20 protein-coding genes and 1 other RNA gene are annotated in these 25,939 nt (G+C 68.8%); 7 read left to right on the plus strand and 14 right to left on the minus strand.

Going from position 1 to position 25,939, the window contains the following annotated elements:
* Positions 1 to 154 precede the first annotated feature (154 nt).
* The 3 genes from AC07O8_RS14460 to AC07O8_RS14470 all read right to left on the minus strand — a co-directional run bounded on the left by AC07O8_RS14460 (position 155) and on the right by AC07O8_RS14470 (position 4,489).
* Positions 155 to 1,981 carry a methyl-accepting chemotaxis protein gene (locus AC07O8_RS14460; protein ID WP_495048695.1) on the minus strand — a complete coding sequence of 609 codons (1,827 nt, stop codon included), beginning with the start codon at positions 1,979 to 1,981 and terminating at the stop codon, positions 155 to 157.
* 178 nt (positions 1,982 to 2,159) lie between these two features.
* Positions 2,160 to 3,146 carry a carbonic anhydrase gene (locus AC07O8_RS14465; RefSeq protein WP_495048696.1) on the minus strand — a complete coding sequence of 329 codons (987 nt, stop codon included), beginning with the start codon at positions 3,144 to 3,146 and terminating at the stop codon, positions 2,160 to 2,162.
* A gap of 116 nt (positions 3,147 to 3,262) precedes the next feature.
* Entirely contained in the window at positions 3,263 to 4,489 is a 1,227-nt protein-coding gene (locus tag AC07O8_RS14470) for a multidrug effflux MFS transporter (protein ID WP_495048697.1), read from the minus strand.
* A gap of 224 nt (positions 4,490 to 4,713) precedes the next feature.
* Here AC07O8_RS14470 and AC07O8_RS14475 point away from each other — a divergent pair, with 224 nt between their 5' ends.
* The 4 genes from AC07O8_RS14475 (at position 4,714) to AC07O8_RS14490 (ending at position 7,870) form a co-directional block, all read left to right on the plus strand.
* The gene (locus AC07O8_RS14475) at positions 4,714 to 5,673 is read left to right on the plus strand and encodes a Gfo/Idh/MocA family protein (protein WP_495048698.1); all 960 of its coding nucleotides are present in this window, start codon (positions 4,714 to 4,716) and stop codon (positions 5,671 to 5,673) included.
* 43 nt (positions 5,674 to 5,716) lie between these two features.
* Positions 5,717 to 6,052: RNase P RNA component class A (rnpB, locus tag AC07O8_RS14480), an RNA gene on the plus strand.
* 97 nt (positions 6,053 to 6,149) lie between these two features.
* Entirely contained in the window at positions 6,150 to 6,617 is a 468-nt protein-coding gene (locus AC07O8_RS14485; protein ID WP_495048699.1) for a GNAT family N-acetyltransferase, read from the plus strand.
* Between the two features lie 140 nt (positions 6,618 to 6,757).
* A complete protein-coding gene (locus tag AC07O8_RS14490; RefSeq protein WP_495048700.1) occupies positions 6,758 to 7,870 on the plus strand; it encodes an acyltransferase family protein in 1,113 nt (370 codons plus the stop codon).
* Positions 7,871 to 7,978: 108 nt separating this feature from the next.
* Here the strand turns inward: AC07O8_RS14490 and AC07O8_RS14495 are convergent, their stop codons facing one another.
* The 3 genes from AC07O8_RS14495 to AC07O8_RS14505 form a co-directional block, all read right to left on the minus strand.
* The gene (locus tag AC07O8_RS14495) at positions 7,979 to 9,037 is read right to left on the minus strand and encodes an FHA domain-containing protein (protein ID WP_495048701.1); all 1,059 of its coding nucleotides are present in this window, start codon (positions 9,035 to 9,037) and stop codon (positions 7,979 to 7,981) included.
* Positions 9,019 to 10,593: a S1 family peptidase gene (locus AC07O8_RS14500; RefSeq protein WP_495048702.1), complete on the minus strand. Its 1,575-nt coding sequence runs from the start codon at positions 10,591 to 10,593 to the stop codon at positions 9,019 to 9,021. The genes AC07O8_RS14495 and AC07O8_RS14500 overlap by 19 nt, the downstream gene beginning before the upstream one ends.
* Positions 10,594 to 10,799: 206 nt before the next feature.
* Positions 10,800 to 12,017 carry a cyanophycinase gene (locus tag AC07O8_RS14505; protein ID WP_495048703.1) on the minus strand — a complete coding sequence of 406 codons (1,218 nt, stop codon included), beginning with the start codon at positions 12,015 to 12,017 and terminating at the stop codon, positions 10,800 to 10,802.
* Positions 12,018 to 12,446: 429 nt separating this feature from the next.
* Between AC07O8_RS14505 and AC07O8_RS14510 the strand changes: the two genes are divergently transcribed.
* A complete protein-coding gene (locus AC07O8_RS14510; protein WP_495048704.1) occupies positions 12,447 to 15,239 on the plus strand; it encodes a TonB-dependent receptor in 2,793 nt (930 codons plus the stop codon).
* 134 nt (positions 15,240 to 15,373) lie between these two features.
* Here AC07O8_RS14510 and pyrC read toward each other — a convergent pair whose 3' ends face one another.
* The 7 genes from pyrC to AC07O8_RS14545 form a co-directional block, all read right to left on the minus strand.
* On the minus strand, positions 15,374 to 16,408 hold the full coding sequence (gene pyrC / locus AC07O8_RS14515) for a dihydroorotase (RefSeq protein WP_495048705.1): 1,035 nt from the start codon (positions 16,406 to 16,408) through the stop codon (positions 15,374 to 15,376).
* A 231-nt stretch (positions 16,409 to 16,639) separates the two neighbouring features.
* Entirely contained in the window at positions 16,640 to 17,374 is a 735-nt protein-coding gene (locus tag AC07O8_RS14520) for an amino acid ABC transporter ATP-binding protein (protein ID WP_495048706.1), read from the minus strand.
* A 10-nt stretch (positions 17,375 to 17,384) separates the two neighbouring features.
* A complete protein-coding gene (locus tag AC07O8_RS14525) occupies positions 17,385 to 18,050 on the minus strand; it encodes an amino acid ABC transporter permease (RefSeq protein ID WP_495048707.1) in 666 nt (221 codons plus the stop codon).
* Position 18,051: 1 nt separating this feature from the next.
* A complete protein-coding gene (locus AC07O8_RS14530; protein WP_297524532.1) occupies positions 18,052 to 18,786 on the minus strand; it encodes an amino acid ABC transporter permease in 735 nt (244 codons plus the stop codon).
* A 78-nt stretch (positions 18,787 to 18,864) separates the two neighbouring features.
* Positions 18,865 to 19,758, minus strand: coding sequence for an amino acid ABC transporter substrate-binding protein (locus AC07O8_RS14535; RefSeq protein WP_297524534.1), 894 nt, complete (start codon positions 19,756 to 19,758; stop codon positions 18,865 to 18,867).
* Between the two features lie 212 nt (positions 19,759 to 19,970).
* Complete coding sequence (locus AC07O8_RS14540) at positions 19,971 to 20,900, minus strand: LysR substrate-binding domain-containing protein (protein WP_495048708.1); 930 nt, start codon at positions 20,898 to 20,900, stop codon at positions 19,971 to 19,973.
* Positions 20,901 to 20,911: 11 nt separating this feature from the next.
* A complete protein-coding gene (locus AC07O8_RS14545; protein WP_495048709.1) occupies positions 20,912 to 22,837 on the minus strand; it encodes an ABCB family ABC transporter ATP-binding protein/permease in 1,926 nt (641 codons plus the stop codon).
* Positions 22,838 to 22,935: 98 nt separating this feature from the next.
* Here AC07O8_RS14545 and AC07O8_RS14550 point away from each other — a divergent pair, with 98 nt between their 5' ends.
* Together AC07O8_RS14550 and AC07O8_RS14555 are read left to right on the plus strand one after the other, a co-directional pair.
* Positions 22,936 to 23,403 carry an acyl-CoA thioesterase gene (locus tag AC07O8_RS14550; RefSeq protein WP_495048710.1) on the plus strand — a complete coding sequence of 156 codons (468 nt, stop codon included), beginning with the start codon at positions 22,936 to 22,938 and terminating at the stop codon, positions 23,401 to 23,403.
* A 259-nt stretch (positions 23,404 to 23,662) separates the two neighbouring features.
* The gene (locus AC07O8_RS14555) at positions 23,663 to 25,003 is read left to right on the plus strand and encodes a dicarboxylate/amino acid:cation symporter (RefSeq protein WP_495048711.1); all 1,341 of its coding nucleotides are present in this window, start codon (positions 23,663 to 23,665) and stop codon (positions 25,001 to 25,003) included.
* Between the two features lie 163 nt (positions 25,004 to 25,166).
* Here AC07O8_RS14555 and AC07O8_RS14560 read toward each other — a convergent pair whose 3' ends face one another.
* Positions 25,167 to 25,928 (minus strand): enoyl-CoA hydratase, encoded by a 762-nt coding sequence (locus AC07O8_RS14560; RefSeq protein WP_495048712.1) that lies wholly within the window; start codon positions 25,926 to 25,928, stop codon positions 25,167 to 25,169.
* Positions 25,929 to 25,939 lie beyond the last annotated feature (11 nt).

Here is a 25,939-nt window from a genome sequence, read left to right on the forward strand (position 1 = left end):
CCGTACTGCACAGGCCGCTGGCCCACACCCCTGCCCTCTCCCGCAAGCGGGAGAGGGGGAAGAAGGGAGCCGGTCGGACTCCCTCGCCCGCTTGCGGGAGAGGGTGGGGGTGAGGGCCAGCGGCCTCAGCCCGTCAGCCGATCGAGACCTGGGATCAGAACGTCGTCGAGGAGGTCGACACCGAACCGCTGAGGCGGAAGGTGCCGACCACGTCGGCGAGCTTCTGCGCCTGGTCCTTGAGGCTCTCCGCGGCGGCCGCCGATTCCTCGACCAACGACGCGTTCTGCTGCGTCACCTGATCCAGCTGCGCCACCGCCACGTTCACCTGGCCGATGCCATGGCTCTGTTCCTGCGCGGTGTGGCTGATCTCCCCGATCATCTGCGCCACGCGCTGCACACTGCCGACCACCTCGTCCATGGTCTCGCCGGCGCTCGAGACCTGGCGCGCGCCGGTGTCGACGCGCTCGACGCTGGCCGTGATCAGCGACTTGATCTCCTTGGCCGCGCCGGCCGACCGCTGCGCCAGCGCCCGCACCTCGCTCGCCACGACCGCGAAACCGCGGCCCTGCTCACCCGCGCGAGCCGCCTCCACCGCCGCGTTCAGCGCCAGGATGTTGGTCTGGAACGCGATGCCGTCGATCGTGCCGATGATGTCGCCGATCTGCCGCGAGCTCGTGCTGATCTCCTGCATCGTCGCGACCACCTGCCCCATCGCCTCGCCGCCCTGCCGCGCGACGCGGCTGGCGGTGTCGGCCAGCTGCCGCGCCTGATCGGCATTCGCGGCGCTGTTGGCCACGGTGCTGTTGAGCTCTTCCATCGAGCTGGCCGTCTCCTGCAGGTTGCTGGCCGTCTCCTCGGTGCGCTGGCTCAGGTCATGGTTGCCGGCGGCGATCTGGCGCGACGCGACCGCGATCGACTGGCTGGTCTCGCGCACCTGCAGCATCACCTGCTCGATCTTGTGCACGAACTGGTTGAAGCCGCGCGAGATGTCCGCGAGTTCATCCTCGCCGCGCACCTGCAGGCGCTGGCTGAGGTCGCCCTCGCCGGCGCCGATGTCGTTCATCGCCCGCTTGATGCCGGCCAGGCCCTTCAGCAGCGCGCCCACGGCGGCCGCGGCGACCAGCGCCGCCACGACCGTCACCACCAGCATCGTCAGGCCCGCGTTGCGCAGCACGTCGGTCAGCGCGGCCAGGGCCTCGTTGCGCTCGGCGGCGGCCACCAGCACCCAGTCGGTGCCCGGCACGTCCACGGCCTTCAGGAAGAAGCGGCCGGCGCCGACCTCGGCCAGCGTCGGCTCGTCGCCGTGCGCGGTCGCCAGCAACGCGCCGTCGAGCGCGGCGGACAGGTCCTTCACCGGCTTGAGCGTCAGCGCCGCGTCCGGGTGGGCGATCACGGTACCCTGCTTGTCCAGCAGCATCGCGAAGCCGCTCGCGGTCGGCTTGATCGACTTCATGGTCGCGACGATGTCGTCCAGCGCCACGTCGGTGCCGACCACGGCCTTGAGCTCGCCGCCCGCGCGCACCGCGCTGGCGAAGGTCACGACCAGCTTCCTGCTCGACGCCGCCACGTAGGGCGCGGTGATCACCGGCTGGTCCGTGCCGGACGCCAGCTTGTACCAGCCGCGACCGGTCGGGTCGTACTCCGCCGGGCGCTGGCGGTCCGGGATGGAGATCATCCGCTTGTCCGCGCCGCCCACGTAGGCCAGGTCCAGCCGGCCCGACTGCAGCGCCTGCGTCAGCACGGCGCGCGGATCCTCGAGCTGCGCGGCCGGCGCCATCGCGGCGACCACGTCCTTCTGCGTCTTCACCCAGGCGGCGACGCCCGCGGCGTTGGCCGTGGCCAGATCGGTCAGTTGCGCCTGCACCTGGCGGCGCGCGTGATCGCGCACGGCCCAGTAGCTGGCGAAGGTGGCGAGCGCGACGGCCGCCACCACGATGAGGATGCTGATCGCGATCAGGCGCGACTTGATGGTCTTCAACACGGCGGAGTCCTGGGGGGGGAGGAGGCCGAAATTGTGCAGGTAGCGCTACCTGAAACCAAGGGTTTCCACCAAGAAGAAGGCCGAGGCGTGACGGCGGTCACGGCCTCGGCCCCCAGCGGAAACAGGACTTCCGCGGCTCAAGCAGTCAGGGTCCGGAGGGCGCGGGGCCCTCGCGGGTTCAGTTCGATTCCTTGATCAGGCGGCCCGACTGCGCCTGCAGCGGGCGGGCGTTCATCGGGTACAGATGCGAGAACACCGAGATCTGCTGCGACGAGACCTGCACCGGCTGGCGCAGCACCAGCCACAGCACGCCTTCGGTGCAGGGGGGCGTGGTCATCGATCCCATGTACGAGAAGTAGGCCGGGTCCCGGGGCAGCAGCTGGGTGAGGTCGATCGGAACGGGCGCCGCATAGGTGTCGCCGCGTTCGAGCGGCAGGTAGTTCCAGACGGTCTGGATCAGCGTCTGGTCCTGGCCGCGCTCCAGCAGCACCGCCACCGTGGCCTGGCGGCCGTCGGCATCCTTGTGGACCAGGTGGGCCACCATGTCGTACTGGCGGCCGTTGATGCGCTCTTCGCTCGGACGGTGGAAGTGGAATTGCTGCAGCTCGTACCGGCGACCCATGATCGTCAGGGCATTGCCGGGCGCCACGTTCACCTGGATCGTGTGGCCGTTGTCGACCACCGAGAAGCTGCTGGGCTTGTAGTCGAACTGGAGGCGTTCCTGGTCAACCTTGATCGTGTCGCGCAGGTCGATCGGGCTCTGGCGGGTGCCGATCGCGCATTGGCGGAACTCGGGTTGCAACTGGCCCCATTTGTCGGGGGCGCCCTCGCCGGTGTAGGACCACGGCGTCGACGACTTCGCCGCGGAGGCCGCCGCCGCGGGCTTGGCCGCACGGCGGGCGCGCAGGTCGACCGGGTTGCTGGTCTTGATATCCGCCGCCGCGCCTGGCGTGCCCGCCGGCTTGGTGCTGAGCTTGAGCGCCGCGGCGTCCTCTTTCAGACGGTCCGCCAGGCGATCGCGCAGCTGCTCGCCGGAAGCCTCCCCTTTCGGTGCGGGTGCGGGCGCGGGCGCGGCCGATTCGGCCGCACGTGGCGCGCCGGGCAGCAGCAGGAACAGGCAGAGGGCCGCCGGCAGCAGGGCACCGGTTGCGGGACGGTCGGACATGACAGGAGGCTCCGGGGACGACAGAAGGATCACCCTCCTATTTCGGAGCCTGGCCGCCCATCTTGAGGGCCGGGCTCGCGTGGTCGACGGCTCGGGCGGCCCCGGGGGGGCCTATGTCACGCCACGGGCGCCGAGGACGCGGACACCTCGCGCTTGACCCAGGTCCAGGCGACCAGGCCGATGCACATCATGGCGGCGGAGGTCACCGCCAGCGCCAGCATCGAATGCATGACCAGCGGCACCAGCACGCCCGCGACCAGGCCGTTGGCCGCGCTGCCGATGCAGGCCTGCAGCGAGGACGCCATGCCGCGGCGCTCGGGCGCCTGGTCCAGCACCAGCAGCGTCACCACCGGCACCATCAGCGCCCAGCCGAAGGCGAAGCTGCTGATCAGCGGGAAGGCCCAGAAGGCGCTGTGCGGCAGCGTCAGGTTGCAGACGACGTTGGCGATGGACGTGAAGCCCATGATCAGGAAGCCGCGCCGGATCTGCTTGCGCGGCGCGATCCGGCCGGCGAGCCGGCCGCTGAGCCAGGCGCCGCCCATGATCCCGCCGATGCTGAACAGGAAGAAGATGAAGAACTGCGTCGGCGCCAGGCCCAGGTGTTCGCCCAGGAAGACCGGCGCGGCCAGCACGTACAGGAACATGCCGTTGAACGGGATGCCGCTGGCCAGCGCCAGCAGCAGGAAACGCCGGCTGCCGACGAGCGAGCGGTAGCCCCGCATCAGCGAGCCGACGTGGAAGGGCTGGCGGTGGTCGCGATGCAGGGTCTCGGGCATCAGGCGCCAGGTGACGCCGAACAGCAGCGCGCCGATGAAGACCAGGAACCAGAAGATGGCGTGCCAGTCGGCATGCACGTAGAGGAAGCCGCCGATCATGGGCGCGATCGCCGGCGCCAGGCCGAAGAAGATCGTCACCTGCGACATCACCCGCTGCGCCTCCGACGGCGGGAACATGTCGCGGATGATGGCGCGCGAGACCACGACGCCCGCCCCCGCCGACAGCCCCTGCACCGTGCGCCAGAACACCAGCTGGCCGATGCTGCCGGCCAGCGCGCAACCCATCGAGGACAGCGCGAAGACGGCCATGCCCCACAGCACGACCGGGCGGCGGCCGAAGCTGTCCGACAGCGCCCCGTGGAACAGGTTCATCACCGCGAAGCCGAGCAGGTAGCCCGACAGCGTCTGCTGCATCTCGATCGGCGTCGCGTCCAGCGCCTGGGCGATGCCGGCGAAGGCCGGGATGTAGGTGTCGATCGAGAACGGTCCCACCGTGGCCAGCGCGGCCAGCAGGATGGCGAGGGCCCAGCGCGGGGCGCGCCACAGTTGGCTGGCTTCGGGGTTCATGCGTGGGTGCGTTGCGAGCGTGCGGACGGGGAAGCCGCCGACGATAACGCCGCCAGGCGGCGGGACCGGCCGTCATGCCGGCCGGGAACGCCGCTTGCGGGTGAAGCGTGCGCGGGCCGCCCGGCCAAGCCGGACGGCGGTCGCCAGTGTAGCGGGACCCCTACACTGCGGGACTTTTGCGGAACTTCGGGCGGAACGTGGTGCCAGGCGTATTGAGCATTGGGGTGATCGGACTGGGTGTGATGGGTCAGCGGATGCTGGCGCGTCTGGCCGGGCACGCCCGTCTGCGGGTGACCCGCGTCTGGGACGAGAACCCCGCGGTGCTGGCGCAGGCGCTGGCCCACTACCCGCTGCTGCGGGCGGCGACCAGCGCCGAGGCGCTGATCCAGGAACCCGGTCTGCACGGGCTCTACATCGCGACGCCGCCGGGACCGCACATCGCGCTGACGGAGCAGGCCTTCGACGCCGGCCTCGTGGTGCTGTGCGAGAAGCCCCTGACCACCGACTTCGAGGCCGCGCGCGCCTGCATCGACCGCATCGAGCGCGAGCGCCTGCGGGCGGCGGTGAACTACTCGCTGGCGTCGTCGACCGGCCTGGCGCAGCTGCAGCTGGCGTTCGGCGCGGGATCGCGGCGTCCGATGGGCGCGCTCCACGGCGTCGACATCGAACTGCGTTTCTCCGCCTGGCCGCGGCCCTGGCAGGCGGGCGCCGGCGCGTGGCTGTCGCAGCGCGTCGAGGGGGGCTTCTCCCGCGAGGTGCTGTCGCACTTCGTCTTCGTGCTGCAACGCGTGCTGGGGCCGGCGCAGGTCGTGCGCAGCCGCGTCGACTACCCGGACGACGGCATCGGCTCGGAACAGGCGCTGGAGGCCGAACTGGTCGCCGCCGGCGTGCCGGTGACGATCAGCGCGAGCATCGGCGGCGACCGCGCCGACGACAACCGCATGCTGTGGCGCGCCAGCGAAGGCGAGATCGAGTTGCGCGACTGGTTCGGCGTGACGCAGCAGCGTCAGGGCGAACGCGTCCAGAGCATGGGCGACGCGGAGACCCTGCGCATGAACGGCATGACCGATCAGCTCAGCCACTGGTCGGCGATGCTGGACGGCCACTCGCACAGCCTGCCCGGTTTCGCCGAGGCGCTGGCGGTGCAGAAGACCATCGAGGCCGTGCTCGCCGGCAAGGCCTGAGCCGGTCCGGACCCCGTCGCCCCCGAGGTAAACTCGCTCCCGTGAAGCAAGCCAGACCGCCGCTGGTGCGATCGTGGAAACACGGCACTGGAGGAAGGTCCGGACTGCATAGAGCGGCGTAGCAGTTAACGGCTGCCCGGCGAAAGCCGAGGATCAGAGCAACAGAGACGAGTCGAGGCGGACGCAAGTCCGCATCGGGTGAAACGGGCAATCTCTACGCGCAGCAACACCAAGTAGGCCAGCGTCGATGCGGCTCGCAGAGCTGGCGGGTAGGTGGCACCGAGCCGGGCAGCGATGCCCGGCCCAGAGGAATGGCGGTCACGCGGGGAATCGCAAGAGGATCCGCGCACAGAATCCGGCCTATCGGCTTGCTTCACGCTTATGACAGACCTGCAAGCGAACATTGGCTTGCAGAACTTTTCAGGGTCTTTCGCGGATCCGGCCCGGTTGGGCACATCGGTTGCTACCTTCGGGGCATGCAGATCGAACCTCTCGACCCCCACAGCCCCGCCGCGTTGTCCCTGCTGGCGCAGTCGGACGCGTACATGGCGGCCCTCTACCCCAGCGAGAGCAACCACCTCGAGGATCCGCACGCGCTGGCGCAGCCGCGGGTGCGCTTCATTGGCGTGTGGCTCGCGGAATGGCTGGCCGGCTGCGCCGCGGTCAAGGTCGTCGACGACGCCGAGGTCCCGTACGGCGAGATCAAGCGGGTGTTCGTCCAGCCACATTTCCGGGGACGCGGGATCTCCAAGATGCTGATGGAGGAACTCGAGTCCCACCTCAGGGCGCAAGGCATCGAACTGGCGCGCCTGGAGACCGGCGTGCACCAGCCGGAGGCGCTCAAGCTCTACGAGCGGCTGGGCTACGACCGCCGCGCGCCGTTCGGCAACTATGCCGAGGACCCGCTGTCGGTCTTCATGGAAAAGCGGCTGACGGCCAGCTGAGGGCCATCTGAAGGCCAACTGAGGGCGACGCTGTCCCCTGCAGGGGTTCCCCCGTCCCGGGGGACGCCGGGTGAACGCGAGGCGCGATGCCGCCGTACCGTGCGTGCCTGTCCAGGCTCTCACCGACGTGCCGCCGCCTCATGGCCCCGACCGCCCCCTCCCACGCGCCGAAGCTGGCCTCGATCGAGGCGGCGCGCGCGCTCGCCGCGCTGGCGGTGGTGCTCATGCACGCGACGCACCTCATGCGCGTGCCCCAGTTCACCGGCCATGTCGCGCTCGGCGGCCTGTTCGACTTCGGCTACGTCGGCGTCGACTTCTTCTTCGTCCTGAGCGGCTTCATCATCACCTTCGTCCACCACGCCGAACTGGGCCGCGGCGCCGCACGCTGGCCCGGCTATCTGTGGAAGCGCTTCGTGCGCGTGTTCCCGATCTACTGGCTGGTGCTGGCGATGACCGCCGGACCGTCGATCCTGTCGCGGCTGCTGGCCGGGCGCACGCCGGTCTCGGAACTCGGCAGCGACGACATCCCCGGCACCTTGCTGCTGTGGATAGGCGCGAAGGAGCCGGAGTACGTCGGCGTCGCCTGGTCGTTGCAGTACGAGGTGCTGTTCTACCTGAGCTTCTGCGTGCTGCTGCTGCATCTGCGCGGCGGTCTCGCGCTGTACGGCCTGTGGGCGGCGCTCGTCGTGGCGCAGGCCTTCGGCGCCTTGCCGGGCGAGTTGGCGGGCGAGTTGCCCTGGAAGCTCGGCGATCCCCACTGCCTGCAGTTCCTCATGGGTGTCGCGACCGGGCTGCTCGCCCGGCGCGCGGCGCTGCCGCTGGTCCGCCGGCAAGGGCTCCTCGTCGGCGCGATCTTCGTCGCCGCGGTGCTCTACGAGCGGCTCGGGCCGCAGGGCGCCCACGCCTTCGGCGGACGCGTCGCGCTGGGCCTGGCCTCGGCGCTGGTGCTGGGCACGCTCGTGGCCATGGAACGGTGCCAGGCCGTGCGGGTGCCGGCCGCGCTGTCGCGGCTCGGCGCAGTGTCCTATTCGCTCTACCTGGCGCACTGCCTGCTGATCAACATCGTGCTGGCCCTGCTGGCGAAGGCCGGCGTGTATCGCGCGCTGCCGGAAGTGGTGACCTTCTCGATCGCCGTCGTCGTGGCGGTCGTGGGCGGCTGGCTGATCGGGCACATGCTCGAACTGCCGGTGGTCGCCTGGCTGCGCCGGCGCACCGCGCCACGCGCGGTGCCGGTCGCCGCCACCACCGGCTGAGCGCTCGGCTGAACCCTCGGCCGAGCCCTCGGCGGAGCACCCGCCAAGCACTCGCCGAGCCGCCCGCGGCGACACCCGCTGCGACACCCGCTGCGACACCCGCGGCGCTTACTCCTCGTTGTCGCCGCTGCCCCCGGCCTGCTCGTTGCGCTTCTCGGCCTGCTTGAGCAGCGGCACCTCGAGCTTGTCCATGCCGTCGATGAAGCTGTCGATCGGCTGGGGCGATGCGACCCGCAGCGCCGGCGGCGCGAGCGTGGCCATGTAGCTGGGGCCCAGCCAGTACTGCTGCTCGGTGCGCGCACCGATCGTCAGCACCAGACCGACGACACACATCGCGCCCATGCCGACCGCCACCCGGCGCGAGGCGCGCGGCCACACGACCGTGGCATGCCACCACAGCAGCGCCGCGCCGCCGACCGACATCGCCACCTGCTCGACGGCCGCCAGGCGCGGCAGATTGAAGGCATAGGCCAGCAGGGGCAGCAGCAGGCCCAGCAGCACCAGCGCGACGCCGGCGATCAAGGCCCGCCACAGGTGGGCGCCGAAGGCGAACCAGTGTCTGAACAGCTGCGTGATCAAGGCCCAGAGCGCCGCCCACATCAGGATGCCGGCGATGGGCTTCAACAGCCCGCTGACCGTGGTCACCCAGGTCGCGGAGCCGTCGTCCGTCGCCCAGCCGCCGCCCCACAGCATCAGCACCCAGACGAGCAGCAGCGCGGGCAGCGCCCACGACGGGCGCGCGTCGCGCTTGACGGGTTCGTCGGCGCGGTTCAGCGGCTTCTCGGCCGGCAGGGGATCCAGGGCGGTGCGCAGCCGCAGCCGCGTGCTGCCGATCTGCAGCAGGGCCGACGACGGCCACGCCGCGCGGCTGCCCGCCGCGAGGCGGCGTCCGTCGAGCCAACCGCCGTTCTGGCTCGGCAGCAGCTCCAGCACCGGGCCGCCCGCGGTGGACGACGCCGGTTCGTCCCGGTCCTCGTCGCGGTGCCGGGCCGCCGGCTCGCCGCGCTCCCAGTGCAGCAGCGCGTGCGTGCCGGCCAGGTGCGGGTCGGACAGCACGAGGTCGGCGTCCGGCGAGCGTCCGATGCGCAGCGGCCACGCGCGCACCTTGTGCACCTCCCGGCAATGACCGTCCCGGTCGACGATCTCGATTACCGCGGCGTGGTCCATGCGAATCCTTGGAGATAGTGACGCGTCAGCCGGGTGGCGTTCGCGAAGCTGACGCCGCGGGCGTCGAAGCGGCCGAGCGCGCCTTCGGTGGCGGCATCGACGTTGGTGACCAGCACCGTGAGGTCGAAGAGCCCGTCGAGCTTGCGGTAGGCGCGCAGGCAGGCCACGGCGCGCAGCGGCGGGCCGTCCTTCTGCTGGACGAAGTCCTCCTTGCAGTACGGCGCGGTGCGGTCGCGGTCGGGGCCACCCAGGCGTTCGTTGCGGAAGCTGGCCGAGTAGATGTTGGCGAAGCGCAGCGCGCCCAACCTGCTGCCGTCGTAGACCTCCTCGGTGACGCCGAAGTAGCCGGTCTGCAGCGACTCGCTGATGAACAGCGCGTGCTCCATCCGGCATTGCGTGCGCTGCATCTGCAGGCCCTGCTCGTCGGCGGAGGAGCCGCTGCCCCAGCAGCGCATGTACTCCTCCTGCGGGATCGGGAAGCGGTAGCGGGGATGCGCGAGCGTGCGCCACGGCTGCGCCAGGAAGTTGCGCGAGAGCTCGTCCTGGTAGGCCATCAACTGCTGGCGCAGCCTGGGCCACGCGGCGCCCTTCATCGGCGCGGCGTTGCGGCTGCGCGCGAGCAGCGCGGCGGCGTGCTCCGCCGGGACGAGGAAGCTCATCTGCTGCGCGAAGATCATCGTCGACACGTTGATGCCGACGATCTCGCCGTCCTCGTCGATCACCGGGCCGCCGCTCATGCCGGGATTGATCGAGCCGGAGTAGTAGATCAATGGGTCGAAGCTGCGCTCGACCAGGCCGTTGTAGGTGCCCTCGACGACGGCGAACGCGACGTCGTGCGGGTTGCCCATCGAGTAGATGCGCTCGCCCTTGGCGAGCGGCTGGTCGGCCTTGCGGAACACCAGCGGCGTGGCCGTCATGCGGGCGATGACGCCCTTCGGATCGAGCGCCGGATCGAGCTTGGCGCCGGCCTTGGGATCGGCCTTGGCGCCGGCTTTGGGATCGGCCTTGGGGTCGGCCTTGGGGTCGGCCTTGACGTCGACCTTGGGATCGGCCTTCGCATCGACCTTGCCCGCGCCGCCCTTGCCCACGATGCGCAGCAGCGCGAGGTCGCGGCGGGCGTCGAAGTCCAGCAGCTCGATGTCGCCGCCGTCGCCTTCGGGCGTCTGGAACTGGAGCTGGTAGCGCTCCGGCTCCAGCGCGTGCTGGCTGATGACGTGGTAGTTGGTGATGACGTGGCCTTCGGCGCTGACGACGAAGCCCGAGCCCACAGAGGCCTGGCTGCCGTTGTAGAGCGTGCGGACCTGCAGCAGCTGCGAGCGGCTGCGGTCATAGAGCCGGCGGGCGCTGGCCGAGACCGGCGCCGAGGGCATCGCCTGGCTGGCGGCAATCGCGGGAGCGCCGGGGGGCACGGCCGGTGACACCGGCGCAACCGGCGACACCGGCGAAACCGGTGTGGGGCGTGTCTGGGCCGCGACGGGCAGGCCCAGCGCCGCGGTCAGCAGCAACAGGACCGCCCCGACGGCGGCACGCCCTGGGGTGAGAAGTTTTCGCGACAACGCAGGAGACTCCAGGAGAGCAGCTGGGGAAGAGCTGGGGATGCGCTGGGGAAGCGCGGGAACGCGCAAGAGCGAGCGGACGCCGCATGCTAGCGGCTTTGCAGAGGCCGCCAGCAATCGGGATGCCGGACGGCCTTGCCGATCGCCCGGGCGACCGCCGGTGCGGCGCTTCCCCTGCGGCGTCCGAGGCCCGGTCCGCGGGCGCCTCACTGCTGTGGGCGCTCGCCCGCCGGCGGTTCCTCGGCCACGGCCGGCTTCTTCGGGCGGGATTCGCCGGACCAGGGACTGAACAGGGGCAGGGGCATGCGCACCGGCGTCACGTCCAGATAGAGGTTGACCACGGTGTAGTCCTCGGGCCCGAGCTCGTCGGTGCTCCAGCCGATGCTGCCCGGCCCCTTGTAGAGCCGGAACAGGAAACCCAGGTCGGCGAGCGTGTCGCCCGCCTTGGGCGCGGCCTCGAAGCTCAGGCCGCGGAACTCGGGCTGCACGCTGTCGATGAGGATGGACATCGCCGTGGAGATCGTGGAGTCGCCCAGCATGTCCGTGTAGAACTGCGGCAGCGTGTAGTAGGGCTTGTAGTCGGGCGCGCCGGGCTCGAGCTTCTGGCCGCGCAGCTTCACCGCCGACGGCGTGACGCCCCGGGTGCGCAGGTTCATGCGGTCGCCGTGGTCGAGGTAGGTCAGCCGGGCGTTCTTCAGGTTGAAGACGCCGAGCTGGCGGTCCGAGGACGCCTCGCTCAGGTCGACCAGCAGCGCGCCCTTGTGGCCGATGATCTCCACCTCGTCGCCGCGGATCACGGCGGCGGAGTTCTCGTCCACGCCGAGGCCGAGCTTGTAGCCCTTGGCCAGCATCAGCGGCACCATGCGGCCGAAGCGCCCGCGCTTGAGGAAATGCTGGTCGACGAAGAGCCCCGGACCGACGAAGCCCAGGCCGCGGTCGATCTGCTTGCCCTCCTCCCACTGGCCCTTGAGGATGCTGATGACGCTGGGGGCGTCGCGGAACATCACCGTGCTCATCACGGCCGCGCCGGCCGAGGTGCCGGCCACGACGCCGCCCTTGCGGTAGACCTCCCAGATGGCGTCGAGCATCGGCGTGGAGTGCCCGCCCGGGTAGAGCACGTCGACGATGCGCTCCTGCGAGCCGCCGGTGAAGAAGATGCCCTTGGCGTTGCGCACCTTGGCGATCAGCGCGGCGTCGCGCACGACCTTGCTGAGGTCGACCCAGGAGAACTTCGGCGCGACCGGCAGCGCCTCGGCGAAGGCGCCGCGGCGCTGCAGCTGCTCGACGACCTGCTTGGCGCTGGCTTCGGGATCCTCGGCCGCCGTGCCGAACACGACGAAGCGCGCGCCGCGCCCGCCCGCCAGCGCGATCAGCCGGTTCCAGACCTCGTCGTTGTCGGCCTTCAGCGCGCCGCCGATGGCCATGGCGTGGCCTTTAATGGGGACATCCGACAGAGGGGCAGGCGTTGCCTGGGGCGCGGAAGCGGGGGGAGCCGCGGCGGCTGCAACAGGGGCTGCGGGGGCTGCGGGGGCCGGCGGTTTCGCGGCAGCCCCCGGCCGGGACGGCGCGGAGGTGGCCGGCGGAGCGGCGGACGCCGGCAGCACGGAACACGCCAACACCAGCGCACCAGCGGCGCGCCACAGGACACAGCGTTCGAACATCGTCAGAGCCTCCCGCCGCGCGGGGCGGCCTTTGCGCATCACCATAGCCTCGCCCGCCCGCCAACGGGTGACCATTGGTCACAGCTCAGTTGCTTCGTCGCGACTGTCGCGGGTCATCACCCTTGTCCGTGACGGTCCGCTCCCTAGACTGGTCCGACAGAACCACCCCCCATCGGCCTCCGGGAGCCCCTCATGACCGTCCGTCCCACACGCGCCACGCTTCGCCCGCCGTTCGCCCCCCGTGCCTGCGCGGCCGCGGCCCTGATCGCGTTGTGCGGCGCGGCGCACGCCCAGGTCGCACCGCCGGAGTCGGCCGCCTCCGCGCCGGCGGCACAGAAACTGCAGCGCGTGGAGATCACCGGCTCGGCGATCAAGCGCATCGCCGATGAAGGCGCGCTGCCCGTGCAGGTGATCAACCGCAGCGACATCGTCAAGGCCGGCGTCACCACGGCGGCCGAGATCATGGCGACGGTCTCGGCCATGAGCAACGCGCTGACGGACGGCGTCAGCATCGGCACCGGCGGCGTGCGCGACCAGATGGGGCTGAACTCGGCCAACCTGCGCGGGCTGGGCACCTCGTCGACGCTGGTGCTGCTGAACGGCCGGCGCATGGCCAACTTCGCGTCGCCGGGTGACGACAACGGCGTCGACCTGAACAACATCCCCGCTGCGGCGATCGAACGCGTCGAGGTGCTGCTCGACGGCGCCTCCGCGATCTACGGGACCGACGCGATCGGCGGCGTCGTCAACTTCATCACCCGCAAGGACTACCAGGGCGTGCAGCTCGACGTCTACGGCGGCAAGACGGGCGAAGGCGGCGCGGGCAAGCGCACGGCGTCGATCGCCGCCGGCCACGGCGACCTGTCGCGCGACGGCTTCAACGTGATGGGCGTGCTGGACTTCCAGAAGACCGACGCGCTGAGGACCTCGCAGCGCGATTTCATCTCCGACCTGCGCATCCCCGAGCGGCTGCCGCATCTGCTGTCGGGCGTGACCTTCCCCGGCAACATCCGTTTGAGTTCGGACCAGCGCGACTACCTGCAGGAGCAGGGTTTCCTGCTCAACGGCAAGCCGATCACGAACCGCACGATCAACCTGAGCATCCCCAACTGCCAGGCGCCGCACACGCTGTATCTGCCGGCGGGCATCGGCGGCGTCGACGCCTGCTCGTACGACTACATGCGCGACCTGGAGCTGTATCCGAAGACCGAGAAGGGCAGCTTCCTCGGCCGCGGCGTGGTGGCGCTGGGCGGCAACCACCAGCTCTTCGTCGAAGCCTCGTACACCCGCAGCAAGAGCTGGTACGTCGGCACCAGCAACCGGATCAACGCGCTGCTCGACGTGTCCATGATCCCGGCGCTGGCCGCGACCGGCCTGGCCGACGTGGATCCGGAGATCGAGGTCCGCACCCGCATGCTCGAAGCCGGCATGCGCGCCAGCGAACTCACCAGCACCGGCAGCCGCGTGGTGCTGGGCATGACCGGCACGGTCGGCGCGTGGGACTACGACTGGGGCCTCAACCACAGCGTGAACCGGATCTCGGACCGCGACGTTCGCGGCTATCTGCCATACAACGCGACGATGCAGGCGTACGCCGACGGCATCCTCAACCCGTTCGGGCCGTCCAGCCAGGCAGGCCTCGACTTCCTGCGCGACAACAACATCAACCAGGAAGTGCGCCGCGCGCGCGGCACGATGGACAGCCTGGACTTCAAGGCCACGCGCACGCTGAGCCGCCTGGCCGGCGGGGACATGGCGGTCGCAGTCGGCGCGGAAGCGCGGCGCGAGAAGTCCGAGTCGTCGGCGAGCGACCTGCTGCTGTCGGACGACATCCTCGGCGACCCGACGCCAGGCGATGCGCAGTTCACCAAGAACGGGCGCAACATCTGGGCCGCGTACGGGGAGCTGCTGGTCCCTTTCGCCCAGCAGTGGGAGCTGCAACTGGCCGTGCGTCACGACCATTACCAGAAGATCGGCGGGTCGACGAATCCCAAGATCGGCCTGCGCTTCGCGCCGATGAAGGACCTCACCTTCCGCGCCTCGGCGGGCACCGGCTTCCGCGCGCCGTCGATGAACGACCTCTACCGGTCGGTGAAGACCAGCACGACGCCGGTGCTGGCCGACCCGGTCTGCATGCGCGAGAACAACAACGACCTGACCACCTGTTCGGACTTCTGGGAAACGCGCATCTATTCGAATCCGAAGCTGAAGCCGGAGAAGTCGCGGCAGTTCTCGATCGGCCTGCTGACGGATCCGACGCCGAACTGGAGCGTCGGCCTGGACTACTGGAACATCGAGAAACGCAACCTGATCAGCACGATCGGCGAGGACGTGATCCTCGCCAACGCCGACAAGTACGCCTCCCTCATCCACCGCTACAGCGACGCGGTGCCGGTCGACGGCTGCGACTTCGACCCCGACGATTCGTCGATCTGCTTCATCGAATTGCACAAGGAAAACCGCGGCAAGCAGAAGGCCTCGGGGCTGGACCTGACGCTGCAGTTCCGCTCGCCCGCCACGGACTGGGGACGTTTCGGCGCCAAGCTGGTGGGCACGCTGACGCTGTCGTCGAAGAAGCAGACCGGCGACGGCGATCCGTTCATCAGCAACCTTGGCCGCTTCGTCACCGACGGCGTCGTGCAACGCTGGCGCCATCGGCTGAACCTCGACTGGTCGCGCGGTCCGTGGAGCCTGAACCTCGCCAACAGCTTCTACAGTGGCTACGACGATCAGAACTCAGCCATCGACAACGACGCCGGGAACATCGTCTCGAAGAACAAGGTGAAGGCGTATTCGCTGTGGGACCTGGCAGGCGGATGGGAGGCCACCTCCGCCCTCACCCTCCGCGCCGGGGTGAAGAACCTGTTCGACAAGGCACCGCCGTTCTCGAACCAGGCCTACTTCTTCATCTCGGGATACGACCCGAGCTACACCGATCCTCGCGGACGGTTCTTCTACTTGTCGGCGTCGTATCAGTTCAAGTAGGACCGCCTACCTGACTCGTTCAGTGCGTTGGCCGCCAGTGCGTGGGGCCCCGGAGTCAAGCTCCGAAACCCCACGCACTGCCGTCCCCAACCACTGCCGTACTTCCGCGGTTCTGCGACCGGGGACTCCGTCAATCAGTCGAGCTTCCAGCTCATGACTTCGCCGCCGCGCAGCGGCTTGAGTTGCGCGGCCTCGCCGAAGGGGACGGCGTCGGGGAGCGTCCACTCGGTCTTGCGCAGCGTCACCTGCGTGGTGTTGCGCGGCAGGCCGTAGAAGTCGGCGCCGTTGAAGCTCGCGAAAGCCTCGAGCTTGTCGAGTGCGCCCGCGGCCTCGAAGGCCTCGGCGTAGAGCTCGATCGCAGACAGCGCGGTGAAGCAGCCGGCGCCGCACACCGAGTTCTCCTTCATCACCGACGCATGCGGCGCGCTGTCGGTGCCGAGGAAGAACTTGGCGCTGCCGGACGTGGCCGCCTGGATCAGCGCGAGGCGATGCTCTTCGCGCTTGAGCACCGGCAGGCAGTAGTAGTGCGGACGCAGCCCGCCCATGAAGATCGCGTTGCGGTTGTAGAGCAGATGCTGCGGCGTGACGGTCGCGCCGGTGAAGCGGTCGGCGCCGGTCACATACTGCGCGGCTTCCTTCGTCGTGATGTGCTCGAAGACGACCTTCAGCTCGGGGAAGTCCTTGCGCAGCGGCTGCATCACGCGGTCGATGAAGAAGGCCTCGCGATCGAAGACATCGACGTCGCCATCGGTCACTTCGCCGTGCACCAGCAGCAGCAGGCCGGCCTTCTGCATGGCCGCCAGCGTCGCGTAGGTCTTGCGGATGTCGGTGACGCCGGCATCGCTGTTGGTCGTGGCCCCGGCCGGATAGAGCTTGAGCGCGACGACACCCGCGGCCTTGGCGGCGGCGATGTCCTCGGGCGTGGTGCGGTCGGTCAGATAGAGCGTCATCAGCGGCTCGAAGTCCACGCCGACAGGCACCGCGGCGAGGATGCGCTGGCGATACGCGAGGGCCTGTTCGGCCGTCGTGATCGGCGGCTTCAGGTTGGGCATCGCGATCGCACGCGCGAACTGGCGCGCGGTATACGGGACGACGCTCTGCAGGGCGGCACCGTCGCGCAGGTGCACATGCCAGTCGTCGGGACGGGTCAGGACAAGGGTTTCGCTCATGGGGCGGGATTGTCTCACCGCCCCAAATGCAGCCCCGCCAACACCATCAACGTGACGATACTCCTTGGCTGGTGCCAGGTGTTGCCGGGCGGATTCCCGCACGATGCCATCGCGCCTCGTGCGACTCCCCGCACAGTTCGGTCGAATCGTCGGACGTCCGGAAAGCAGAAGGCCCGCACCTTGCGGAGCGGGCCTTCCGGGCAGAACGCGGGACGCCAGCGGCGTCCGGGATCAGTGCTGCAGGATCTTCGCCAGGAAGTCCTTGGCGCGCGGCGAGCGCGCGTCCGGATCGCCGAAGAACTCGTCGCGGGTGCAGTCCTCGATGATCTTGCCGGCGTCCATGAAGATGACCCGGTGGCTGACCTTGCGGGCGAAACCCATCTCGTGCGTCACGCACATCATCGTCATGCCCTCGTTGGCCAGCTGGACCATCACGTCCAGCACCTCGCCGACCATCTCGGGATCCAGCGCCGAGGTCGGCTCGTCGAACAGCATCACGATCGGGTCCATCGACAGCGCCCGCGCGATCGCCACGCGCTGCTGCTGGCCGCCCGACAGCTGGCCCGGGAACTTGTCCTTGTGCGCCATCAGGCCCACGCGCTCCAGCATCTTCAGCCCGCGCGTCTTGGCGTCGGCCATGTTGCGGCCCAGCACCTTGACCTGCGCCAGCGTCAGGTTCTCCGTCACCGACAGGTGCGGGAACAGCTCGAAATGCTGGAACACCATGCCCACGCGCGAACGCAGCTTGGGCAGGTTGGTCTTGGGGTTGGTGAGGCTGGTGCCGTGGACGACGATGTCGCCCGCCTGGATCGGCTCCAGCGCGTTGACGGTCTTGATCAGCGTGGACTTGCCCGACCCCGACGGGCCGCACACCACCACCACCTCCCCCTTCTGGATGTTGGTGGAGCAATCGGTCAGCACCTGGAACGGGCCGTACCACTTGGAGACGTTCTTGATTTCGATCATGGAGCGGACCTCAGCGGATGATGGCGATCTTCTTCTGCAGCCGGCGGACCAGCATGGACAGGCTGAAGCAGATCGCGAAATAGACGACGGCGACGAAGAGGTAGGTCTCCATCGGCCGACCGAAGTTCTTGCCGGCGACCTCGAAGCCCTTCAGCAGGTCGTAGGCGCCGATCGCATACACGAGCGACGTGTCCTGGAACAGCACGATGGTCTGCGTCAGCAGCACCGGCAGCATGTTGCGGAAGGCCTGCGGCAGCACCACCAGGCTCATGGTCTGGCGGTAGGTCATGCCCATCGCGTACCCGGCGAAGACCTGGCCCTTGGACACCGACTGGATGCCCGCGCGCATGATCTCCGAGTAATAGGTGGCCTCGAACAGCGTGAAGGTGATCAGCGCCGTCTTCTCCGGCCCCAGCGGTCCCGCGATGTACGGGATCAGCAGGAAGAACCACAGGATGACCATCACCAGCGGGATCGAGCGCAGCGTGTCGACGTAGATCGCCGCCGGCTTCTCCAGCCACCACTTGCCCGACAGCCGCATCAGCGCCAGCACCGTGCCCAGCACGATGCCGCCAATCATGGCCGAGACCGTCAGCTGGATCGAGAACCACAGCCCCTTGGCCACGAAGGACGTCAGGACATCCCAGGTCAGGAACGAGAAATCGAGTTGCGTCATGTCACTTCGCCCCCAGGATGCCGGGCACGCGGACGTACCACTCGATGACCTTGGCCACGCGGTTGATCGCGTAGGCGGAGACGAAGTACAGGATCGTCACGGGCAGGAAGATCTGCACGAAGCTCGACTGCTCCGACGCCTGCAGCGCGAATTGCGCCAGGTCGGGAATGCTCACCGCGAAAGCCACCGCCGAGTTCTTGACGATGTTCATGCTCTCGCTGGTCAGCGGCGGGATGACGATGCGGAACGCCATCGGCAGCAGCACGTGGCGGTAGGTCTGCGGCAGGGTCAGCCCCAGCGCCTGGCCCGCGTAGCGCTGGCCCTTGGGCAGCGTCAGGATGCCGGCCTTGACCTGCTCCGAGATCCGCGCTGACGTGAACAGCCCGATCGCGATCACCACCAGCACGCTGGGCGGCAGGTCCAGCACCGGGAACAGCCGCGGCACCACGTGGTACCAGATGAACAGCTGCACGATCAGCGGAATGTTCCGGAACAGCTCCGTCCAGGACTCGCCGAACAGCGCCAGCTTCCTGTTCGGCACCGTGCGCAGCACCCCGATCAGCGACCCGGCCACCAGCGCGACCAGCAGGCCCACGACCGAGACGAACATCGTCCAGCCCCAGCCGTGGATCATCGCGTCCAGGTAAGTCTCATAACCGGGAGCACCGAAACACTTCGGCGCGACCTCCTCGGTCACCATGTCTGTGCAGTACAACTGCCAATCCCAGCTCGCCATGGCGTGCTCCATCCATCACTGCGAAGGCCTGTTGCGACAAGGCGCCCCGTGGGGCGCCTTGTGCTCAGGCAAGGACCATCACTTCTTGAGGTATTCCTCGACCGGCTTGTCGTTCGGATTCGCCCACGCGTCCTTGGTCGCGGCCGTCGCCGGCAGACCGACCTTGGTGTTGGTCGGCGGGATCGGCTGGATGAACCACTTGTCGTACAGCTTGGCGATCTCGCCCGACTTCATCAGGCCCTTGATGCTGTCGTCCACGGCCTTCTTGAAGGCCGGGTCGTCCTTGCGGAGCATGATGGCGATCGGCTCGACCGACAGCACTTCGCCGACGATCTTGAAGCCCGCCGGGTTGCGCGACTTGGCGATGTTGCCGGCCAGGATCTGGCCGTCCATCACGAAGGCGTCAGCACGGCCCGACTCCAGCAGCAGGAAGCTGTCGGCGTGGTCCTTGCCCAGCACTTCCTTGAAGTCCACGCCGTTGGCGCGCTCGTGCTTGCGCAGCAGCTGGACCGAGGTCGTGCCGGTGGTCGTCGCGACGGTCTTGCCGTTCAGCTGGGCGATCGAGGTGATGCCCGAATCGGCCTTCACGGCGATGCGCACTTCCTCGACGTAGGTCGTGACGGCGAAGGCCACGTCCTTCTGGCGCGTCAGGTTGTTGGTGGTGGAACCGCACTCGATGTCCACGGTGCCGTTCTGCACCAGCGGCACGCGGTTCTGCGAGGTCACCGGCAGGTACTTGATGTCCAGCTTGGCCAGGCCCAGCTGCTTCTGCACGTCGGCCAGCACCTTCTGGCAGACCTCGACGTGGTAACCCACGTACTTGCCGTCGCCGAGCGTGTACGACAGCGCGCCCGAGGACTCGCGCACGCCCATGGTCACGCTGCCTGTGTCCTTGATCTTCTTGAGCGTGTCGGCCTGCGCCACGCCGACCAACGCCGCGCCAAGGGCCAGTACCAGCAATGCCTTCTTCATAGATGCTCCTGCTTGTTCGGATTCAAAAAGCGGATTCGAGGGAGGTTCGTCCGGTGAGCCCCCCAACCGGCAGAGCAGACCATGAGCGGTCGCTTTGCTGGGTAGGGAGTATCACGCATCTCGACTTGTAGCGTGGCTTACGTATGCAGGTTCCGTGCCCGGTTCAGGTCAGGCACTCAGGCATCGACCCCGGCGTCGACTCCAGCATCGACTCAGCCGCCGATCTTCTCCGCATCGGTCAGGAAGTTCCACAGCGCCTGCGCGACCGGCTTGACCCGCCGCGTCGACCCCTGGCGCTCGCGGTACATGCGCAACTCCATGTTGAGCTCGTACTGGCCGGGCTCGGCGGCCCGCACCAGGCGGCGCGCCTTCACTTCCTTCTTCACCGAACTGGCCGGCAGGAAGGCCAGGCCGTGGCCCTCGATGGCCATGGCCTTGAGGCTCTCGGCCATGTCGGTCTCGAAGACCGATTCGAAGTTGAGCGGCTGCGCCGCGCCCTTGACGATCAGTTCCACCAATCGCCCGAGGTAGGCCCCGGAGGCGTAACTGAGGAAGGGGATCTTCTGGCCCGGGTGTCCGGAAATCCGGAACATCGGCGCGCCGCTTGTGTCAGCTTTCGCATAGGCGGCCAGCGTCTCGTGGCCGAGCGAGACCGATTCGTAACGCTCCGGGTCCAGCTGCAGCGGCTGGCTGGGGTGGTGGTAGACGACCAGCAGGTCGCAGTTGCCTTCGCTGAGCTGCAGCGTCGCGTCGTGGACGTTGAGCGCGTTGAGCCGGCACTTCACCTCGCCGAATCGCTGGCGCAGTTCCATCAGCCAGTGCGGGAAGAAGCTGAAGGACAGCGAGTGCGGGACGGCGAACTCGATCATGTCCTGCCCCGCCGACTGGTGGCTGCGCAGCATGTTGCGCGTGGCCTGCAGGTTGCCGAGCAGGTCCACGGCCTGGCCGAGCAGCGTCTCGCCGGCGGCGGTCAGCCGCGTCGGATAGGAGGATCGGTCGACCAGATCGACGCCCGCCCAGGCCTCGAGCGCCTGGATGCGGCGCGAGAACGCGGGCTGCGTGACATGCCGCAGCTGAGCCGAGCGGGAGAAGCTGCGCGTCTCCGCCAGGCTCACGAAGTCTTCAAGCCATTTGGTTTCCACGGCGCGGGAGTTTATCCGTGTGGTGCGAGGGGCTGCTCAAGCCCCTGCTGAGGGTCCTGGTCCTGACGATCGTGGCCGTCCTGCTGCAGCGCCCACATCTGCGCGTAGCGGCCCCGTTGCGCGAGCAGCGCCGCGTGCGTGCCGCGCTCGACGATGAGGCCCTGCTCCATCACCAGGATCTCGTGCGCGTCGACGACGGTGGACAACCGGTGCGCGATGACCAGCACGGTCTTGTCCTGCGCGGCGGCCTCGAGCTCGGCCTGGATGGCGCGCTCGTTGCGCGAGTCCAGTGCGGAGGTCGCCTCGTCGAAGATCAGGATCGGCGGGTTCTTCAACAGCGTGCGCGCGATCGCGACGCGCTGCTTCTCGCCGCCGGACAGCTTCAGGCCGCGTTCGCCGACCATGGTCTGGTAGCCCTGCGGCAGATGACGGATGAAATCGTGGATGTGGGCGGACCGGGCGGCGGCCTCGATCTCTTCCGTCGTCGCCTCGGGCCGGCCGTAGGCGATGTTGTAGGCGATGGTGTCGTTGAACAGCACGGTGTCCTGCGGCACGATGCCGATGGCACGGCGCACGCTGTGCTGCGTGACGTCGGCGAGGGACTGCCCGTCGATCGCGATGCGGCCCGACTGCGCGTCGTAGAAGCGGTAGAGCAGCCGGGCCAGCGTGCTCTTGCCCGAGCCGCTCGGCCCGACGACGGCGACCTTCTTCCCCGCCGGGATCTCCAGGCTCACGCCCTTGAGGATGGGACGCTGCGGCTCGTAGGCGAAGTGCACGTCGTCGAAGCGCACCGCCGCGCCGTCCACGCGCAGCGGCTGGGCGCCGGGCGCGTCGGCGATCTCGCGCTCGCGGGCCAGCAGGCCGAACATCTTGTCCAGGTCGGTCAGGCTCTGCTTGATCTCGCGGTAGATCACGCCGAGGAAGTTCAGCGGGATGTAGAGCTGGATCATGAAGGCGTTGATCATGACCAGGTCGCCCAGGCTCATGCGGCCGTCGACGACGCCCTGCGTCGCGCGCCACAGCATGGCCACCAGCGCGGCGGCGATGATCACCTGCTGCCCGCTGTTGAGCAGCGACAGCGTGCGCTGCGACTTCAGCTGCGCGCGGCGCAGGCGCTCCAGGCTCTGGTCGTAGCGGGCGGCCTCGAAGTCCTCGTTGTTGAAGTACTTCACCGTCTCGTAGTTCAGCAGCGAGTCGATCGCCTTGCTGTGCGCGTGCGAGTCCAGCTCGTTGAGCAGCTTGCGGTACTTGGTGCGCCACTCGGTGACCACGATCGTGAAGCCGATGTAGAACACCAGCGCCGCGCCGGTGATCCAGGCGAAGAGCACGTCGAACTTGACCGCGAGCAGGCTGAGCACCAGCACGACCTCGACCAGCGTCGGGAAGATGCTGTAGAGCGAGTACGAGATCAGCGCGTGCACGGCGCGCGTGCCGCGCTCGATGTCGCGGGTCATGCCGCCGGTCTGGCGCTCGAGGTGGAAGCGCAGGCTGAGGTCGTGCAGGTGGCGGAACACCTGCAGCGAGATGCTGCGCGAGGCGCCCTCGGTGGCCTTGGCGAAGATGAGCTCGCGGGCTTCGGTGAACAGGGAGGTGCACAGCCGCAGCATCCCGTAGGCGAGCAGCAGGCCGGCCGGCACGACCATCATGGCCTGGGCGCTGCCGGCAGGGAGGTCGAGGCTGTCCACCAGCTTCTTCAGCAGCAGCGGCACGCCGACGTTGGCGAGCTTGGCCGCGACCATGAAGGCCAGCGCGATGCCGACGCGCCAGCGGTAGCGCCAGAAGTACGGGAGCAGGCGAGCGATGGTGTGCCAGTCGCCGCGCGCTTCGGGCGGGGCCGCGGTCGCAGTGGACGCGGCGGACGCAGTGGACGCGGCGGCGCCATCGGTGGGAGGAGCAGCGGGAGTCGGCGCGGTGCCGGCGAGTGTGGAACGGCGCATGGAGAGGGAGCGTGGGCCTGCCGTGGAGTCGGGCACCCGCCCTGGCGAGGGCGGACATGCTGGACGACAATGCCGCTCATTGTCACCGTTTGCCCATCATGAGCGACTCCACCGATCCGAATGCCCCCGGCAGCACTGCCGGCCCCGCCGCGCACCCGTCGGGCGCGCCCCTGCTGTCGCCCGAGACCATCGGCCCGCGCGAGCTCGTGATGCGCGTGATGCCGATGCCGGCGGACGCCAACGGCAACGGCGACATCTTCGGCGGCTGGATCATGGCGCAGGTCGATCTGGCCGGGTCGGTGCTGCCGGCGCGCATCTCGCGCGGCCGCATCGCGACGGTGGCGGTGAACCAGTTCATCTTCAAGCAGCCGGTGTCGGTGGGCGACCTGCTGAGCTTCTACGCGCAGGTCACGCGCATCGGTCGCACCTCGATCACGGTGCACGTCGAGGTCTTCGCCGAGCGCAACCCGGCCAACCCGCACGTGGTCAAGGTCACTGAAGCCAACCTCACCTACGTCGCCATCGATCGCGACGGCAAGTCGCGCGTCTTCGGCCAGGCCGACTGACCCCTCCGCGCTTGCCCCGCGGGCGCCGCGGCGTCGATTTGGGATGCCCGGCAAGGCGCAACCCGGAGCCATAGCAGCGCTATGGCGAGGAGTTGCAACGCCGCAGGGCGCCCAAAGCGACGCTGCGGCGCCCGCGGGGACAGGGTTTGTACGTAGATCCCGCAAACGGCAAAAGTTCACGGGTGGGATACTGCCCGGCCAGGGTGCGCAGACACGCCGGTGACGGCGCCTGCGGCCACCCGCAACCGGAGCCGTATCCATGCTGACCCCCTCCGCTTCCGCCACGCCGGCCTCGCCCGTGCCGTGGTATCGCCATCTCTACCTGCAGGTCGTGATCGCGATCGCCATCGGCATCACGCTCGGATATTTCGAGCCGGCCCTGGCCGTCAAGTTCCAGCCGCTGGGCGACGCCTTCATCAAGCTGGTGAAGATGATCATCGCGCCGGTCATCTTCCTGACCATCGTGACCGGCATCGCCAGCATGACGCAGCTGAGCGCGGTCGGCCGCGTGTTCGGCAAGGCGATGGCCTACTTCCTGTTCTTCTCCACGCTGGCGCTGATCGTCGGCCTGGTGGTGGCCAACGTCGTGCAGCCGGGCGCCGGCATGAACGTCAACGTGGCCGACCTGGACCAGAAGGAAGTGCACCGCTACGTCGAGAAGACGCATGACCTGACCCTGGTCAGCTTCCTGATGGACGTGATCCCGAAGTCGCTGATCGGCGCGCTGGCGGACGGCAACATCCTGCAGACGCTGTTCGTGGCGGTGCTGTTCGGCATCGCGCTGGCGCTGACGGGCGAGCGCGGCAAGCCGGTGCTGGCCTTCTTCGAGTCGCTGACCGCGCCCGTCTTCCGGATGGTGCACATCCTGATGAAGGCGGCGCCGGTCGGCGCGTTCGGCGCGATGGCCTTCACCATCGGCAAGTACGGCGTGGCCTCGCTGCTCAACCTGGGCATGCTGGTGGGCAGCTTCTACCTGACCTCGCTGTTCTTCGTGCTGGTGGTCCTGGGCATCGTGGCGCGGCTGTGCGGCTTCTCGATCCTGAAGCTGATCCGCTACCTGAAGGCGGAGCTGCTGCTGGTGCTGGGCACCTCCTCGTCGGAGTCGGCGCTGCCGTCGCTGATGGAGAAGATGGAGAAGGCCGGCTGCAAGAAGACGGTGGTGGGGCTGGTCGTGCCGACGGGCTACTCGTTCAACCTGGACGGGACCAACATCTACATGACGCTGGCGGCGCTGTTCATCGCGCAGGCGACCAACACCGAGCTGACGCTGACCCACCAGATCACGCTGCTGCTGGTGGCGATGCTGAGCTCCAAGGGCGCGGCGGGCGTGACGGGCGCGGGCTTCATCACGCTGGCGGCGACGCTGTCGGTGGTGCCGGAGGTGCCGGTGGCCGGCATGGCGCTGATCCTGGGCGTGGACCGCTTCATGTCGGAATGCCGCTCGCTGACCAATTTCGTCGGCAACGCGGTGGCGACCATCGTCGTGTCGAAGTGGGAACGCGCGCTGGACCACGACGCGCTGGACCTGGCGCTGTCGGGCAAGACCGTCGACCCGGACGACCTGCCGGTGCGCGTGGCCGGACCGGCCGAGACCGCTTGAGCGATCGACGCCCCTGAACGACAACGCGCCCTGAGGGGCGCGTTGTTCATTCCGCAGCCAATCGTGTTTTTTCGGACGGCGTCGGTCGGTCGACCAGGCGTCTCAGAAAGCAGAAAGGGCGCCCGCGGCGCCCTTTCATTCATTGCGGCATCGCCGCGCCGGATCAGAACTTCGAGAAGTCCGGCTGGCGCTTCTGGAAGAAAGCCTGGAAAGCTTCCATCGCCTCGGGGCTGCGCAGGCGCGCGCCGAAGATCTCGGCCTCGGTCTGGATCGTCGCGAGCAGCTCGTCCTTCGAGCTGCGACGCATCAGCTGCTTGCTCTCGCGCACGGCGCTCGGCGGCAGCTTGTTGAAACGCTCGGCGATGCGGCGCGCATGCGCCACCACTTCCGACGCCGGCAACACCGCGTTGGCGACGCCGCATTCCACCGCCTGCTCGCCGGTGAACGGGTCGCCCAGCAGGATCTTCTCCGCAGCGCGGCGCGGGCCCATCAGGCGCGGCACCAGCAGGCTGGAGCCGAACTCCGGCACCAGGCCCAGGCTCACGAAGGGCATCGCCAGGCGCGCGTCGTCGGCGACGTAGACGAAGTCGCAATGCAGCAGCAGCGTCGTGCCGATGCCGATCGCCGCGCCGTTCACCGCCGCCACGATCGGCTTGTCGCAGCCGACCATCGCGCGCATGAACTGGAACACCGGCGCGTCTTCGTCGCGCGGCGGGCTGCCCATGAAATCCTCGATGTCGTTGCCCGACGTGAAGATCTGCGGCTGGCCCTGGATCAGCACCGCCCGCACGGCGTTGTCGGCGTTGGCCGTCACCAGCGCGTCGGCCATCTCCTGGTACATCGCGCGGGTCAGCGCATTCTTCTTTTCCGGCCGTGCGATCTCGATGGTCTGCACGCCGTTCACGATGGCGGTCTTGATGCTCATGGAGCACTCTC

The sequence above is a fragment of the Roseateles sp. GW821-FHT09G09 genome, assembly GCF_059415965.1.